Source organism: Xanthomonas sp. CFBP 8152, from assembly GCF_014199025.1.
Classification (GTDB): domain Bacteria; phylum Pseudomonadota; class Gammaproteobacteria; order Xanthomonadales; family Xanthomonadaceae; genus Xanthomonas; species Xanthomonas arboricola_B.
This window is the reverse complement of sequence record NZ_JACHNO010000003.1, coordinates 456,338-469,076: the sequence shown is the minus strand read 5'-3', so window position 1 is coordinate 469,076 and position 12,739 is coordinate 456,338. Positions and strand designations below refer to the sequence as shown.

14 protein-coding genes and 1 other RNA gene are annotated in these 12,739 nt (G+C 67.0%); 10 read left to right on the top strand and 5 right to left on the bottom strand.

Annotated elements, in window-relative coordinates; translation table 11 throughout:
* Positions 1-109 precede the first annotated feature (109 nt).
* The gene (locus FHT09_RS13750) at positions 110-1,318 is read right to left on the bottom strand and encodes an MFS transporter (RefSeq protein WP_104606374.1); all 1,209 of its coding nucleotides are present in this window, start codon (positions 1,316-1,318) and stop codon (positions 110-112) included.
* 246 nt (positions 1,319-1,564) lie between these two features.
* Here FHT09_RS13750 and FHT09_RS13745 point away from each other — a divergent pair, with 246 nt between their 5' ends.
* The 4 genes from FHT09_RS13745 (at position 1,565) to FHT09_RS13730 (ending at position 5,248) form a co-directional block, all read left to right on the top strand.
* Complete coding sequence (locus tag FHT09_RS13745; RefSeq protein ID WP_047125707.1) at positions 1,565-2,659, top strand: alkene reductase; 1,095 nt, start codon at positions 1,565-1,567, stop codon at positions 2,657-2,659.
* A 60-nt stretch (positions 2,660-2,719) separates the two neighbouring features.
* Positions 2,720-2,796: non-coding RNA, sX9 sRNA (locus FHT09_RS13740), on the top strand.
* 376 nt (positions 2,797-3,172) lie between these two features.
* Positions 3,173-4,228 (top strand): L,D-transpeptidase, encoded by a 1,056-nt coding sequence (locus FHT09_RS13735; protein ID WP_104606348.1) that lies wholly within the window; start codon positions 3,173-3,175, stop codon positions 4,226-4,228.
* A gap of 231 nt (positions 4,229-4,459) precedes the next feature.
* Positions 4,460-5,248, top strand: a complete 789-nt coding sequence (locus FHT09_RS13730; RefSeq protein WP_230608432.1) for a hypothetical protein — start codon at positions 4,460-4,462, stop codon at positions 5,246-5,248.
* A gap of 55 nt (positions 5,249-5,303) precedes the next feature.
* On the opposite strand, the gene FHT09_RS13725 is transcribed toward FHT09_RS13730, so the two are convergent.
* Positions 5,304-5,639, bottom strand: coding sequence for a zinc ribbon domain-containing protein YjdM (locus FHT09_RS13725; protein WP_104606349.1), 336 nt, complete (start codon positions 5,637-5,639; stop codon positions 5,304-5,306).
* 97 nt (positions 5,640-5,736) lie between these two features.
* Here FHT09_RS13725 and FHT09_RS13720 point away from each other — a divergent pair, with 97 nt between their 5' ends.
* The 4 genes from FHT09_RS13720 (at position 5,737) to FHT09_RS13705 (ending at position 9,415) form a co-directional block, all read left to right on the top strand.
* Positions 5,737-6,789, top strand: coding sequence for a cation diffusion facilitator family transporter (locus FHT09_RS13720; protein WP_104538162.1), 1,053 nt, complete (start codon positions 5,737-5,739; stop codon positions 6,787-6,789).
* Positions 6,790-7,065: 276 nt separating this feature from the next.
* Positions 7,066-7,539, top strand: a complete 474-nt coding sequence (locus FHT09_RS13715) for a peptidylprolyl isomerase (protein ID WP_104606350.1) — start codon at positions 7,066-7,068, stop codon at positions 7,537-7,539.
* Between the two features lie 124 nt (positions 7,540-7,663).
* The gene (locus tag FHT09_RS13710; RefSeq protein WP_047125713.1) at positions 7,664-9,040 is read left to right on the top strand and encodes an Hsp70 family protein; all 1,377 of its coding nucleotides are present in this window, start codon (positions 7,664-7,666) and stop codon (positions 9,038-9,040) included.
* A gap of 189 nt (positions 9,041-9,229) precedes the next feature.
* Complete coding sequence (locus FHT09_RS13705) at positions 9,230-9,415, top strand: hypothetical protein (protein ID WP_010366034.1); 186 nt, start codon at positions 9,230-9,232, stop codon at positions 9,413-9,415.
* An 83-nt stretch (positions 9,416-9,498) separates the two neighbouring features.
* Here FHT09_RS13705 and FHT09_RS13700 read toward each other — a convergent pair whose 3' ends face one another.
* From FHT09_RS13700 to FHT09_RS13690, 3 genes are read right to left on the bottom strand one after another with little or no spacing between them, the layout of a single operon-like run.
* Positions 9,499-10,383: a DUF4097 family beta strand repeat-containing protein gene (locus tag FHT09_RS13700; RefSeq protein ID WP_104606351.1), complete on the bottom strand. Its 885-nt coding sequence runs from the start codon at positions 10,381-10,383 to the stop codon at positions 9,499-9,501.
* A gap of 11 nt (positions 10,384-10,394) precedes the next feature.
* Positions 10,395-10,928 carry a hypothetical protein gene (locus FHT09_RS13695; protein WP_047125715.1) on the bottom strand — a complete coding sequence of 178 codons (534 nt, stop codon included), beginning with the start codon at positions 10,926-10,928 and terminating at the stop codon, positions 10,395-10,397.
* Positions 10,925-11,515, bottom strand: a complete 591-nt coding sequence (locus FHT09_RS13690; protein WP_047125716.1) for a sigma-70 family RNA polymerase sigma factor — start codon at positions 11,513-11,515, stop codon at positions 10,925-10,927. The genes FHT09_RS13695 and FHT09_RS13690 overlap by 4 nt, the downstream gene beginning before the upstream one ends.
* A 187-nt stretch (positions 11,516-11,702) precedes the next feature.
* Here FHT09_RS13690 and FHT09_RS13685 point away from each other — a divergent pair, with 187 nt between their 5' ends.
* The gene (locus FHT09_RS13685; protein WP_104538167.1) at positions 11,703-11,951 is read left to right on the top strand and encodes a hypothetical protein; all 249 of its coding nucleotides are present in this window, start codon (positions 11,703-11,705) and stop codon (positions 11,949-11,951) included.
* Positions 11,952-12,079: 128 nt separating this feature from the next.
* Positions 12,080-12,673 (top strand): mechanosensitive ion channel domain-containing protein, encoded by a 594-nt coding sequence (locus FHT09_RS13680; protein WP_104606375.1) that lies wholly within the window; start codon positions 12,080-12,082, stop codon positions 12,671-12,673.
* Positions 12,674-12,739 lie beyond the last annotated feature (66 nt).

Sequence of the window (12,739 nt, the reverse complement as noted above, 5' to 3'; positions counted from 1 at the left end):
ATGTAGCCCTGCGTCATGCATGGGGACCAACCTCGCAACGAGCACGACGCCGGCCAACGCTGCCGCTCGTCAATATCCCTGCATCAGGCAGTAGAGGCCTGGCAACGCCTCAGCGGCTCGCCAGCCACGCACGCTGGCGGCGCTCCTGCCAGACCGCCAGCGCATACACCAGCAAGCCGCCCAGCGCAGTGGCCGCGCCCACGTAGCCGGTCGAGGTCCAGCCCCACCCGGCGGTGATCGCCATGCCGCCCAGCCACGGGCCCAGCGCATTGGCGGTATTGAATGCGGCATGGTTGGACGCCGCTGCCAGGGTCTGCGCCTCCGCGGCCACATCCATCAAACGCGTCTGCAGGGCAGGCGCCAGGGCGCCCATGGTGCCGACCGCCACGATGGACACGAACACCCACACGCTCGACTGCGCGGCCAACGGAAAGGTCAGCATCACCACCACCGACCACACCAGCAGCACCGGCACCGCGCGGAACTGCATGCGGTCGAACAGCCAGCCGCCCAGAAGGCTGCCGAGCACGCCGCCGACCCCGAACGCCACCATCGCCAGCGGGATCCGTGCCGGCTCCACGCCGGTCACCGCGGTCAGGGTGGGCGCCAGATAACTGAAGACGCAGAACATGCCGGAAAAGCCCACCGCGCCGATCGCCAGGGCCAGCCACACCTGCGGCCGATTGAACGCGCGCAGCTCACGCAGCGGCTGCTGCCGCGGCTCGTCCGGGGCAGGCGGCAGGCGCGCTGCCACTGCCGCAACCGTACACAGTGCAAGCACCGACACCGCCGCGTAGGCCCAGCGCCAGCTCACGATCTGGCCCAGCCAGGTCGCCAACGGATTGCCCACCAGCAAGGCAATGCTCAGGCCCAGCAACACCCGGCCCACTGCAGTGGCGCGTTGATTGGGCGGGCTGATCGACGCGGCCACCAACGAAGCAACGCCAAAGTACGCGCCATGCGGCAATCCAGCGATAAAACGGCACAGCAACATCATGTGATAGCTCGGCGCCAACGCACTGGCGAGATTGCCCAGCGCGTAGAACACCATCAGCAGCAACAACAAGGTGCGCCGTGGCCAGCGCGCGCCGACAATCGCTAGCAACGGCGCACCGACCACCACGCCCAGCGCATAGGCGCTGATCACGTGGCCGACCTGCGGCTCGCTGATCTGCAGGCCCTGCGCAATCTGGGTCATCAGGCCCATGGTGGAGAATTCGCTGATGCCGATCGCAAAGCCGCCCATCGCCAACGCAAACAGGATCAGCACGTAATCGCGCCGGGACACGCACGGCGTTGAAAGCTCGGTATCGGACATGCCCGACTCCACAATGACGGGGCGGCCTAGTATTGTGCAATGCAGCAATCGACGAAAGCACAGTGCATGCCGCGATTCAGCGCCAGGCCCCGGCACATCGACGTTTGGCCGCTTTCGACGCGACAGGAGACGCTGTGTCCCATCGCCAACGCTCGAATCCGCTTTGGCCCGCCACCATCGCTAGGGGGCACTCGCGATCGGCGCGGTGTCGCGCCTGGCGCGTGATCCATACCCAATTGGTTGCTGATGTCCAACTCCACTGAATCCCCGTTGTTCTCCCCCGTGCGCCTGGGCGCGCTGGATCTTGCCAACCGCGTGATCATGGCGCCGCTGACGCGCAATCGCGCCGCCGCCGGGCAGGTACCCTCGCCGCTCGCCGCCGAGTACTACGGCCAACGCGCCAGTGCCGGCCTGATCGTGGCCGAGGGCACGCAGATCAGCCCGCTGGGTCAGGGCTACCTGGATACGCCCGGCATCCACACCGCCGAGCAGGTCCAGGGCTGGCGTGCGGTCACCGATGAAGTGCATCGCCGTGGCGGCAAGATCGTGCTGCAGCTGTGGCATGTGGGCCGCGTCTCGCACACCAGTGTGCTGCCGCCGGGCGAAGCGCCGGTGGCGCCCAGCGCCATCCGCGCCGAAGGCAAGACCTACACCAAGGACGGCTTCCAGGATGTCTCCGAGCCGCGCGCGCTGGCGCTGGACGAAATCCCCGCCTTGATCGAGGACTACCGCATCGCTGCGCGCAACGCCATCGATGCCGGCTTCGACGGTGTGGAAGTGCACGCGGCCAACGGCTACCTGCTCGACCAGTTCCTGCGCGACGGCTCCAACCGGCGCACCGACGCGTACGGCGGCGACATCGAAAACCGCACCCGCCTGCTGACCGAAGTGGTGCAGGCGATCGCCGATGAGATCGGTGCCGAGCGCACCGGCGTGCGGCTATCGCCGGTCACGCCGGTGTACGGCATGCACGACTCCGATCCGCAGCCGCTGTTCGAACGTGCGGTGGAGCGTCTCAACCTGATCGGCGGGCTGGCCTTCGTGCACGTGATCGAAGGCGCAACCGGCGGTGCGCGCGACAACGTCGCCTTCGACTATGCCGCGTTGCGCGCAAAGTTCGACGGCGCCTGGATCGCCAACAACAGCTATGACAAGGCGCTGTCCGACCACGCCATCAACAGCGGTTACGCCGATGCGATCGGCTTCGGCCGGCCGTTCATCGCCAACCCGGATCTGGTGCGTCGCCTGCGCGAGAACGCCCCGTTGGCCGACCTCGACCAGGCCACCCTGTACGGCGGCGGGGCCAAGGGCTACACCGACTACCCCGCTCTGCCGGACTAGGAGCGGCTAAGGGCCTACTTCGCAGCCGCCAGGCGGGCGCGGACGGTGCACGGAATCGGCATGTACCACTTGTACACTCCGGTTCTGAGCGCGCCGTCCGCACCCACCTGACGACTGCTCGCTATGTTCTGTTGGTCGCTCCATGTCCCGCCGACACAGCGGCTGCGCCGGCATCATGCAAGCGCAGCCGCTGCACCGGATCAGTCCATCTTTGTGCACACCGGAGCAAGCACGTCGTGGCCCGGCGTTCCGTGTGAGCGCAATACGTCGCCTATGCCCGACTGCCATCGCGATGCGGCGGCCATCGTGCATCTGCCAAATCAATCGTTGAACCAGCGCGCAAGACCAAGCGCCTGTGCGTGCTGCACCCCAGGCTCGGCAAAGACGCCAAACGCGTACACCGTACCCCGCCCCCGCGCGACGCCGGCACCTTCGCATCGCAGCGACACCGGCAACACCCCCATGACGCGCTCGCCCTGCCCCGCTAGGATCGTGCCGCCACTGCCTTCTGGAATGCCGATGCGGCCCCTGCTCACTGCTGTTGTTTTCTGCACGCTGCTGGTCTGCGGGCCAGCCCTTGCGGTGCCGTTCTGGGGCGCGCGCCAGTCCAGCCCTGCCGAAACGGCACCGGCCGACCTGAAGCCGGGCGAATGGATCTGGGGCGGCGTCAGCAAGGGCTGGGGGCCGATGGCGGTGATCGTCAGCCTCACCGAGCAACGCGCGTATGCGTATCGCAACGGCATCCCGATTGGCATGTCCACCATCAGCTCCGGCAAGCCCGGGCACGAGACACCGACCGGCGTGTTCACCATCCTGCAGAAGGACAAGGACCACCGTTCCAGCCTCTACAACGCCGCGCCCATGCCCTATCAGCAACGCCTGACCTGGGACGGCGTGGCCCTGCATGCAGGCGGCCTGCCTGGTTATCCGGAATCGCATGGCTGCGTGCATCTGCCATCGGAGTTCGCGCGGCTGCTGTTCGACAATTCCAACATGGGCATGGTGGTGGTGGTCGCGCAGGCCGGTGTGGATGCGGACGCGGTGGTGCATCCCCGCGCGCTCAGCCCGATCGACCCGACTACCGGCGCGCAGCGGACATTGCTGCCGCTGTCCAACAGCCAGAGCTTTGCATGGCAGCCGGAGCTGGCGCCCAACGGCCCGATCTCGATGCTGGTCAGCAGCAGCGATCAGCAACTGGTGGTGTATCGCAATGGCGTGGAAATCGGACGCGCGCAAGTGGCATTGCGCGCGCAGACCGGCGCCGCGCCGCTGGGCACGCAGGCGTTCATCGTCGGCCAGGGTTTTCTGCCTGGCGAAGTGCCCGGCTTGCCCGGTCAACGCATGCCCAACTGGATGCGCATCGGCATCCCCGGCAGCAGTGCCGCGGCAGGACAGGCCCTGGATGCCGACGCCATCGCGCGGCTGCAGGTGCCGCCGGCATTCCTGGCCGGCCTGCTGCCGCTGCTGACGCCTGGTGTGGTGCTGGTCGCCACCGATCAACGCGTCCTTCCCGAAACCACCGGCGGCAAGCTGCAGGTACTGGATGCGGATCCGCCCGAGGCACCCTGAGCACGAGCTGCGCCGCGCTATCGCAGCGGCGAGTTGCAAGCTGCGCGTGAGGTTGCGCGCGCACATGCTGGCAGCCCGGCAGTGGCATGCACGCGTATGCGCGGGCGGTGCCGAGCGCTGACAGCCTGCCCGGCGTTGTTGAGCGCGCGACCCGACGCGCGTTGCTGCGATTGTCAGCGCGGCTTGCTTGGCAGATGATGCGGGCATCCCTCATTGCCAAGGATGTGCGTGATGCGTCTACTCACTGCGGTTCTGCTCGGCAGCACGCTACTTGGTTACGCGTCCTCCACCGTAGCGGCCGAGCCGCTGCGCCCGGCCGCACCGAACGCCGAGTGCCTGGATGCGCGCAAGATGACGGAGCTGCATCAAGCCGATCCGCGCACGCTGGCAGTGGCCGAACAGGGCGGGCGGCTGTTCCGCATCCGCCTGGCGCAGGACTGCCCGCAACTGGCCGCACAAGCGGATGCGAGCCTGCTGGCGGCGCACGGTTGGGTCTGCAACGGTGCGCCGGCATACGTGAGCTCGGGCCAGCAACGTTGCGCGATCAGCCAGATCGCCACGCTGAGTGCGCGCGAATACGCCAGTGCGGCCCGGCAACGCGACAGCGGCATCCCGACCCTGGACGGGGTCAGCGTGCGCGAAGCGCGCCGGCGCAATTTCGCCGGTTCGTCCAGCTACTGCTTCAATCCCAGCATGCTGCGTTCGTGGTCGGAAGACGGCCAGGGATTGGTGGTGGAAGTCTCGCCACGCCACCCCGGCACGCATCGCCACTACCGGGTCGAACTGATGGACAGCTGCCGCGAACTCAGCGGCGCGCCGCCGATCCGCTTCGTCTCCGGCATGGGCCTGAATGCGATCTGCGGCAATCCCGGCGACAAGGTCGATGTGCTGGACGAAATGGCACTTGCCGGCGCGGCTGCAGGATCCGGCCAGCAGGGCGACCTGAGCACCACGCGCGGCGGCCTGGCCGCGCGGATGCGCCTGAGTTGCACGGTGGCGGCGGTGTATCCGCGCGATTGAGCATGCCGCAACGCAGGAGCGCGCTGCAGGCGGTATTGCCGCCTCCGCACTCGGCTCACGCCTTGCGCAGGAAACAGGTCTTCAGCACCAGGCCCTTGATCTTTTCCGAATTGCCTTCGATGTGCTCGGCATCGTCTTCGACCAGGCGGATGTTGCGGATCAGCGTGCCCTGCTTGAGCGGAATCGATGAGCCCTTGACCTTCAGGTCCTTGATCACCGTCACCGTGTCGCCGGCCTGCAGCAGGTTGCCGTTGCTGTCGCGCACCTCCATCGCAGGCGCTGCGGATTCCCCCGCGCTCCATTCGAAGCCGCAGTCTGCGCAAATCCACAACGCGCCATCGGCATAGGTATTGTCCAGGCCACATTGCGGGCAGGTGGGAACGGAAGACATGGGATTCCTAAGTTCAAAGCGGGCGTGGATTGTAGCCTCCCGGCCGCGCGATCACGTCTCCGGCACGGCGCCAGCGCGATAGTGCGCCGCTTGTCGAATGCCTTGCAGGTCGCGTGTGTCCAACCAATCGGTTCCCCAAGCCCCCGGCGCTGCGCCAGCGCCCACCGAGCCTGCGGCTGGCCAAGCGGGCGCGGCAAAGAAAACCGGCTCGCATCTGGTCGTCTATGTCGCGCTGGCCGGCAATCTTGCCATCGCGGTCGCAAAATTCATCGCCGCAGGGATTTCGGGCAGCTCGGCGATGCTCAGCGAAGGCGTGCACTCGCTGGTGGACACCGTCAACGAAGTGCTGCTGCTATACGGCCTGCGCCGCGCCGCGCAGGCCCCCTCGCCGACCCATCCGTTCGGTTACGGACGCGAGCTGTACTTCTGGAGTTTCATCGTTGCGCTATTGGTGTTCGCGATGGGCGCAGGTGTGTCGCTGTACGAAGGCATCGTGCATCTGCGCAATCCCGAGCCGGCCAAGAGCCATCTGGTCGCCTACATCGTGCTCGGCGTGTCGATCGTGTTCGAAGGCATTTCCTGGGTGGTGGCATTGCGCGAATTCCGCGCCAAGAAAGGCCGCATGGGGTATTTCCAGGCATTTCGGCAAAGCAAGGACCCCAGCACGTTCACCGTGCTGCTTGAAGACAGCGCCGCGTTGATCGGCTTGTTCATGGCGGTACTGGGCCTGGCCGGCGCGCAACTGCTGGACATGCCCGAACTCGATGGCATCGCCTCGATCGGCATTGCCTGCGTGTTGGCCTTCACCGCATTCCTGCTGGCGCGCGAAACCAAGGGCCTGCTGATCGGTGAACCTGCGCATGCGCACGTTACCGAATCGCTGCTGCGCATTGCCGCCAGCGATCCGGATGTGCGTGCCGCCAACGGTGTGCTGACCATGCAGATGGGCCCGAACCAAGTGATCGCCACCCTGAGCGCCGAATTCGAAGACAGCCGCACCACGCCACAGATCGAAGCCTGCGTCGGGCGCATCGAAGCGGCCGCCAAGCGTCAGCACCCCGAGCTCACCGCGCTGTTCATCAAGCCGCAGACGCCGGAAACCTGGCACGCACGCCGCGCCCAGATCGAACGTGGTGCCGAGAAGGATTAGCGCACTGCAGGCACTGGAATTCGCGCATCGCGCGATGCGACCGAACGCTGCACCGTGACGCGCATCGACCGGCCCACGTTCCAGCACCGAGGCGTCGCGCAGAATCTGTTGCATCGCAGGGGTGCCATCGTCGCCACCAAGCTGATCCTCGCCATAACCGCAGCTCCGGCAGCGGTTGCACCATCCGGGTCGATTGCCTACGGTATGCGGGCACCACCTCTTGGCGTCGTGAGTCAGCCGACGCATTCCACTCGATCACCGTCATGGAGGTTTCCAATGGAAATCAGCCAGGGTCGCGTTGCGACCATTCATTACACCCTTTCCGACGACAGCGGCCAGGTCCTGGACCGCTCGACGCCGGACACGCCATTGAGCTACCTGCACGGCGCCGGCAACATCGTGCCCGGCCTGGAACAGGCACTGGACGGCAAGCGCGTCGGCGAGACGCTCACTGCCGATGTGGCGCCCGAACAGGGCTATGGTCCGCGCCATGAACAATTGATCCAGCAGGTGCCGCGCGAGGCATTTCCGACCGATGTCGAGGTCGTGCCGGGTGTGCAGTTCGAGGCGCGCACGCAGCAGGGCCCGGTCCTGGTCACCGTCACCGAAGTCGGCCCGGAGCAGGTCACCGTCGACGGCAACCATCCGCTGGCCGGGCAGACCCTGCACTTTGCGGTCGAAGTCATCGAGGTGCGCGAAGCCACCACCGAAGAACTGAACGAAGGTCAGGTCGCCAGCATCGCGGCCTGATCGGGTATGCCGTGTGCCTGCGGGCATGCGGCAATTCGGCTGCTGCGCCATCGGAACGCAGCGCGACCGGCGTCGCCGGCGGCAGAAGTAGTAAAGTGCGCGGCCCGCCCACAGGCCCGCTTGCATGAAACTCGGCATCGACTTCGGTACCAGCAATTCCGCCGCTGCGGCGATCGTCGATGGCCAGGTGGTGCCGGTGCGTTTCGGCGAGGCCTTGCAGTTCCGCACCACGGTGTACTTCCCCGAGACCATGCGCGACCCGGACGATTTCAGCCTGACGCCGGCGCTGGAGTATGAGGTCGAACGGCTGATCGACTCGGGCCGTCGCGACGCCGCCGCGGCCGGACGGACGTCCAGCACCGACAGCCTGCGCCGCGACGCGATCCGCATTGTCCGCCGCCAGTGGATGGAAGAGCAGGTGCGCGAACCGCGCAGCTCCGCCGCCCTGCTGCAGAACGCGGTCTACGGCGACGAGGCACTGGATGCGTACTTCCTGGAAGGCGAAGGCAGCCTGGTGCAGAGCCCCAAATCGATGCTGGGCTACAACCTGCATCCGCGCGCACGCCAGACCATCACCGGCATCGCCACGCATGTGCTGGAACACATCCGGCTCACCGCCTCGCGCCAGTTCGACATCAATATCCGCAGCGCCACGCTGGGCCGTCCGGTGCAGTTCCGCAGTTCCATCGGCGAGGCCGGCAATGCGCAGGCGCTGGAGATTCTGCGCACCGCCGCCATCGCGGCCGGCTTCGACCATGTGGACTTCCTCGAAGAACCCGCAGCGGCCGCGATGCATTACCACGTCAGTCACGACAGCCGTCACGACACCGTGGTGGTGGACATCGGCGGCGGCACCACCGACATCGCCCATGCCAGCGTTGGCGGCAGCGCCGCGCCGCATGTGCACCGCGCCTGGGGCATCGCGCGCGGCGGTACCGATATCGATCTGGCACTGAGTCTGGCCGCCTACATGCCACTGTTCGGCCGCGGCATCACCCGCGTGCCCACCCACCATTACGTGGAAGCGGCGATGGTGCAGGACATGACCCGCCAGCGCGAGTTCCGCCTGCACAAGTACCAGGACGTCCCCGCCCCGTTCGACAAGCGCCTGCAGGCGCTGCAGGACACCGGCAACACCGCGCGCCTGTATCGCGGCGTGGAAGCCTGCAAGATCGCGCTCAGCGAGCGCGACCAGCACCAGGCCGCGCTGGATTTCATCGAACGCGGGCTAGCGGTGGAGGTGCAGGCCAGCGCATTGGTTGCGTCCGCTTCCAGCTATCTGGGCGAACTGGGAGGCTTGCTGGCGCAGGTCCGTGCCGACCTGGATGCGCCGCCGGCCACGCTGTTTCTGACCGGCGGCATGTCGCGTGCCGGCTATATCCGCGACACGGTGGCCGCCGCGTTCCCGGAATCGCGCCTGGTACAGGGCGACCCGTCCTTCGGCGTGGTGCAGGGCCTGGCATGGGCGGCGGCAGGCCAGGCCCGTCCGTCGGACGGTTAACGCAACCCACGCCCGTATCCCTTACAATGCACGGTTGCTGCATGCCGCTTAGCCGTCTTGTCAGCAAGGCACGCTTGCCGTGCCACCGCGATTGCGCACCGAACGCGACCGCACCTCTCGACACCGCTTCCGCGCGCGCCACCCTAGCCGCACGCGGTGTCACCGCACTTCCCCGCTACAGGAGGCCACATGGCACGTCCCGCGACCAAGCAGAAATCCCAGCCCAGCATCGCTCGCAGCGAAGGCAAGTCGCAGCCGCTCAGTCGTGAGCGCATCGCTGCCGACATCGCCGCGTTCCGCAAGACCGGCGGCCGGATCGAAGTGCTTACCACCAACTTCGGCCCGGCACGTAACGACGGCGACAAGATCGCCTAAGCGTTACCCGCAAGCAGAAGCGTCGTACCAACGTGCCACCGCAAGGTGGCACGCTCGTTTGCGGTGCTGGTTGGCGCCGGCGATCAGTTGCCGTAATCGATGCGCACCGAACCGGAATGCGATTCCACCTTGATGTCGCCGTTGCCGGCCCCCAGCCGGGCTTTCAGGCGCTTGCCCGGGCCGTACTCCGGCCGCTCCACCTGCCCGGCCACCGAACGGATGTCGCCGCTGAACACCTCCACCTGCAGGGCAGCCGACACAGTGCGCGGCACGCCCAGGCTGATCGAGCCGCTGACGCTCTCGGCAGCGATGCTGCCGCCCGGCGCCAGACCGGTCACCGTCAGTGCCGTCCCGCCGGACACGCTCTCGGCGCGCAACTGCGACACCTGCCCCGCACCAACCCGGATCTGGCCGGAGACGGACTCGACCGACACCACGCCGCTGGCGCCGGCTGGCGCATCGATCTGCCCGCTGACCGTGCCCAGGCTCAGCCGTGCGCTGGCCACCGTGCTGCGCAGCGCGCCGCTGACCGTTTCCAGGTGCGCTTCCCCGGCGCGTCCGGCTGCGACCACATCGCCGCTGACCGACTTGAGCTGCAACCGCGCCAGATCGACCTGATCGACATCCACCGAGGCACTCACCGCCTCCACCTCCAGCAGCGCCGCGCGCGGGACCCGCAGTTCCAGTTGGGCGCCCTTGCTGTTGCGGCCGTTGCGCGGGTAGACCACCTCGAACTGCAGCCGGTCCGGGCTTTCATCCACCTGCAGGCGCTGTCCTTCGCCCAGGGTGCCGGTCAGCGCCACGTCGTCGCGGTCCCAGCCGCGCACGCGGATTTGCCCGGCGATGTTGTCCAGCTCCACGCGTCCGCCGCGCGTCAGCGGATGGGACTGCTTCACGGTGGTCTGCGCTGCCGCCGGCGCCGCGCAAAACGCGACCAGCAACAACACGGACAAATGGGCGTAACGCATGGGCATGCTCCTCAGCTTGGAAAGGACGCCTCGCCCTGTGAGGCAAGACGGGTCAGTTGCAGGCGCTTGGCATAGGTGCGTTGCAGCTGCGACAACAGGAATGCAGAGCGCGGACTCTGCGCGATGGCGGCGTGGATGGCCTGCGCGCTCTGGTCCAGCTCGGCCAGCGCCGGGCGCAGGTCGGCCGGCACCTGCTGCACCGGCACTGCGTCGATGGCCTGCTGGTACTGCCCGGCCATTGCCAGGGCCTGCGCCACCAAGCCAGGCCGCGCCGACGCTGGCGCTGGCGCCTGCGTCGAGCGATCGAGGCCTGGCACGATCGCCACCACGGCCAGTGCGGCAGCAAGCGCCACACCGAACGCAGGCCAGACCCAGGCACGCCGGCGGCGCGGCTGCAGTGCAACCACGGTGGCGTGCGGCGTCAGTGCGGGCGCGATGCGCTCCCAGACCTGCGCCGGTGGCTGGCGTTGCTGCGGCAACGCACGCAGACGCGCGGACAAAACGGCGTCATCGGCTGCGTAAGGATCAAGCGGATCGTGGTTCATGCAATGTCTCCCAGCCGCACGCGCAGCAGGCTGCGCGCGCGATGCAGTTGCGCCTTGGAACTGCCGACCGCCATCTGCAGTTGGTCGGCAATTTCCTGATGTTTCCAGCCTTCGATGTCGTGCAAGACCAATACCGCGCGTGCGCGTGGCGGCAGGGTCTCCAGTGCGCGCTCCAGATCCATCCGGGTGGCCTGGCAGGCTGCGGCGCCCGGAATGGCAGCGAGGATCTCGCCATCGGCATCGTCCACCATATGATCGCCCGCAACCGAGCGCGCACGCAGCTCCATCAAGGCCGTATTGACGGCCAGCCGGTGCAGCCAGGTGCCCAGTGCGCTCTGGAAACGAAATTGCGGCAAGGCCTTCCACGCGGCAATGAAGGTCTCCTGCAGCACATCGTCGGCACGCGCCGCATTGCCCCCGCATAACCGCCACACCACCGCATACAGGCGCGGCGCATGGCGGCGATAGATGGCCTCGTAGGCGGTGCGATCGCCGCCGGCGGCGGCACGCGCCAGCGCCGCATCGTCGCGGCCGGCCGGACCGTCACAAGCTGGGGCATCGATGATGGGCATGGAGGTGTCGAGCATATCCACTTCGATGCGTCAGGCAGCGCAAAGGTTTAAACCGTGCCCAGGGTGTCGTTCGAGCACGGCTCTAGACCTTTTCGCCGGCCGCCGCATCCAAGCCTGCGATGGCGCAATCCTGCGTCGCATCGCTTGCGGGGAGCACGGCCATTGGCTGCTCCAGGCGCAGGCACCCTGATCGGACGTTGCCATGCCGCATGTTCTGGGATTACTGCTGAGCCTGTGCTCCACCCATTGCCCGGCCCCGCTGCCGATCGATGCGGTGCAGCTCACACTGACTCCTGCGCGCCTGCAGGTCTGCCTGCTGCACTTGCCGTCGACACGACTGTCGTGCGTCGAGCTGAGCGCACCGGCAATCTGGTTTCCGGTCCGCCGCGCCGAGCAGCTCTGGCGGCACGTGGTCGCTTTGTCGGCACATGGCCGGCGTTCTACGCCCTGACCGGTTGCAGCGCCAGCGCTGGGGTTTCTGCCGCTGCCGCCGCAGCCGAGCGCGCATTCACCCCGCGCACCGGCTGCACGATGACGCCCCCGTTACAATGGCTGTTCTCCATGACCCTGCACGATGTGATGTCCGCGTCCGACACATTGCCCGCGATGATCCGTAGTCTGTTGCCCCACTGGAATGCGCAATGGCTGGCCGTTGCAGTGCCGACGGTCAAGATCGTGCTGATTCTCGCCGTTGCTGCGCTGGCGCGCTTGCTGCTCCGGCAATTGCTCAGGCGCCTGTGTGCCCGCTACAGCCTGCCCGCGGAAATGATGATCGGCATCCGCCGGGTTGGGAGTTTCGTCATTTCGATCAGCGCAGTGCTGATGGTGCTGCACGTGATCGGCGTCTCCAGCGGCACCTTGTGGACAGCGTTCACCGGATTCGCGGCGGTCGGTGCAGTGGCGTTCTTCGCGGCATGGAGCGTGCTGTCCAATATCTTCTGCACCTTCCTGATCATCACCACGCGCCCGTTCCGCCTGCACGACCACATCGAACTGCTGGAAGGCGGCGACAAGCCTGGTTTGAAGGGCCGGGTGATCGACATCAATGTGATTTACACGACATTGGAAGAGACTGGCGATCACGCCGGTAGCGTGTTGCAGGTTCCCAACAGCCTGTTCTTCCAGCGCACCACGCGTCGCTGGCGCGAGGTCAGCCACTTCAACGCCAACTGAGACCGACTGGCAAAACCCGGCGAGCAGTTGTCAGCTGGCTTGATCGGGGCCGGGACACTGATAGAG

Coding starts and splice junctions, on each gene's coding strand:
- FHT09_RS13750 (WP_104606374.1), bottom strand. CDS start 1,318: ATGTCCGATACCGAGCTTTCAACGCCGTGCGTGTCCCGGCGCGATTAC.
- FHT09_RS13745 (WP_047125707.1), top strand. CDS start 1,565: ATGTCCAACTCCACTGAATCCCCGTTGTTCTCCCCCGTGCGCCTGGGC.
- FHT09_RS13735 (WP_104606348.1), top strand. CDS start 3,173: ATGCCGATGCGGCCCCTGCTCACTGCTGTTGTTTTCTGCACGCTGCTG.
- FHT09_RS13730 (WP_230608432.1), top strand. CDS start 4,460: ATGCGTCTACTCACTGCGGTTCTGCTCGGCAGCACGCTACTTGGTTAC.
- FHT09_RS13725 (WP_104606349.1), bottom strand. CDS start 5,639: ATGTCTTCCGTTCCCACCTGCCCGCAATGTGGCCTGGACAATACCTAT.
- FHT09_RS13720 (WP_104538162.1), top strand. CDS start 5,737: ATGCCTTGCAGGTCGCGTGTGTCCAACCAATCGGTTCCCCAAGCCCCC.
- FHT09_RS13715 (WP_104606350.1), top strand. CDS start 7,066: ATGGAAATCAGCCAGGGTCGCGTTGCGACCATTCATTACACCCTTTCC.
- FHT09_RS13710 (WP_047125713.1), top strand. CDS start 7,664: ATGAAACTCGGCATCGACTTCGGTACCAGCAATTCCGCCGCTGCGGCG.
- FHT09_RS13705 (WP_010366034.1), top strand. CDS start 9,230: ATGGCACGTCCCGCGACCAAGCAGAAATCCCAGCCCAGCATCGCTCGC.
- FHT09_RS13700 (WP_104606351.1), bottom strand. CDS start 10,383: ATGCGTTACGCCCATTTGTCCGTGTTGTTGCTGGTCGCGTTTTGCGCG.
- FHT09_RS13695 (WP_047125715.1), bottom strand. CDS start 10,928: ATGAACCACGATCCGCTTGATCCTTACGCAGCCGATGACGCCGTTTTG.
- FHT09_RS13690 (WP_047125716.1), bottom strand. CDS start 11,515: ATGCTCGACACCTCCATGCCCATCATCGATGCCCCAGCTTGTGACGGT.
- FHT09_RS13685 (WP_104538167.1), top strand. CDS start 11,703: ATGCCGCATGTTCTGGGATTACTGCTGAGCCTGTGCTCCACCCATTGC.
- FHT09_RS13680 (WP_104606375.1), top strand. CDS start 12,080: ATGTCCGCGTCCGACACATTGCCCGCGATGATCCGTAGTCTGTTGCCC.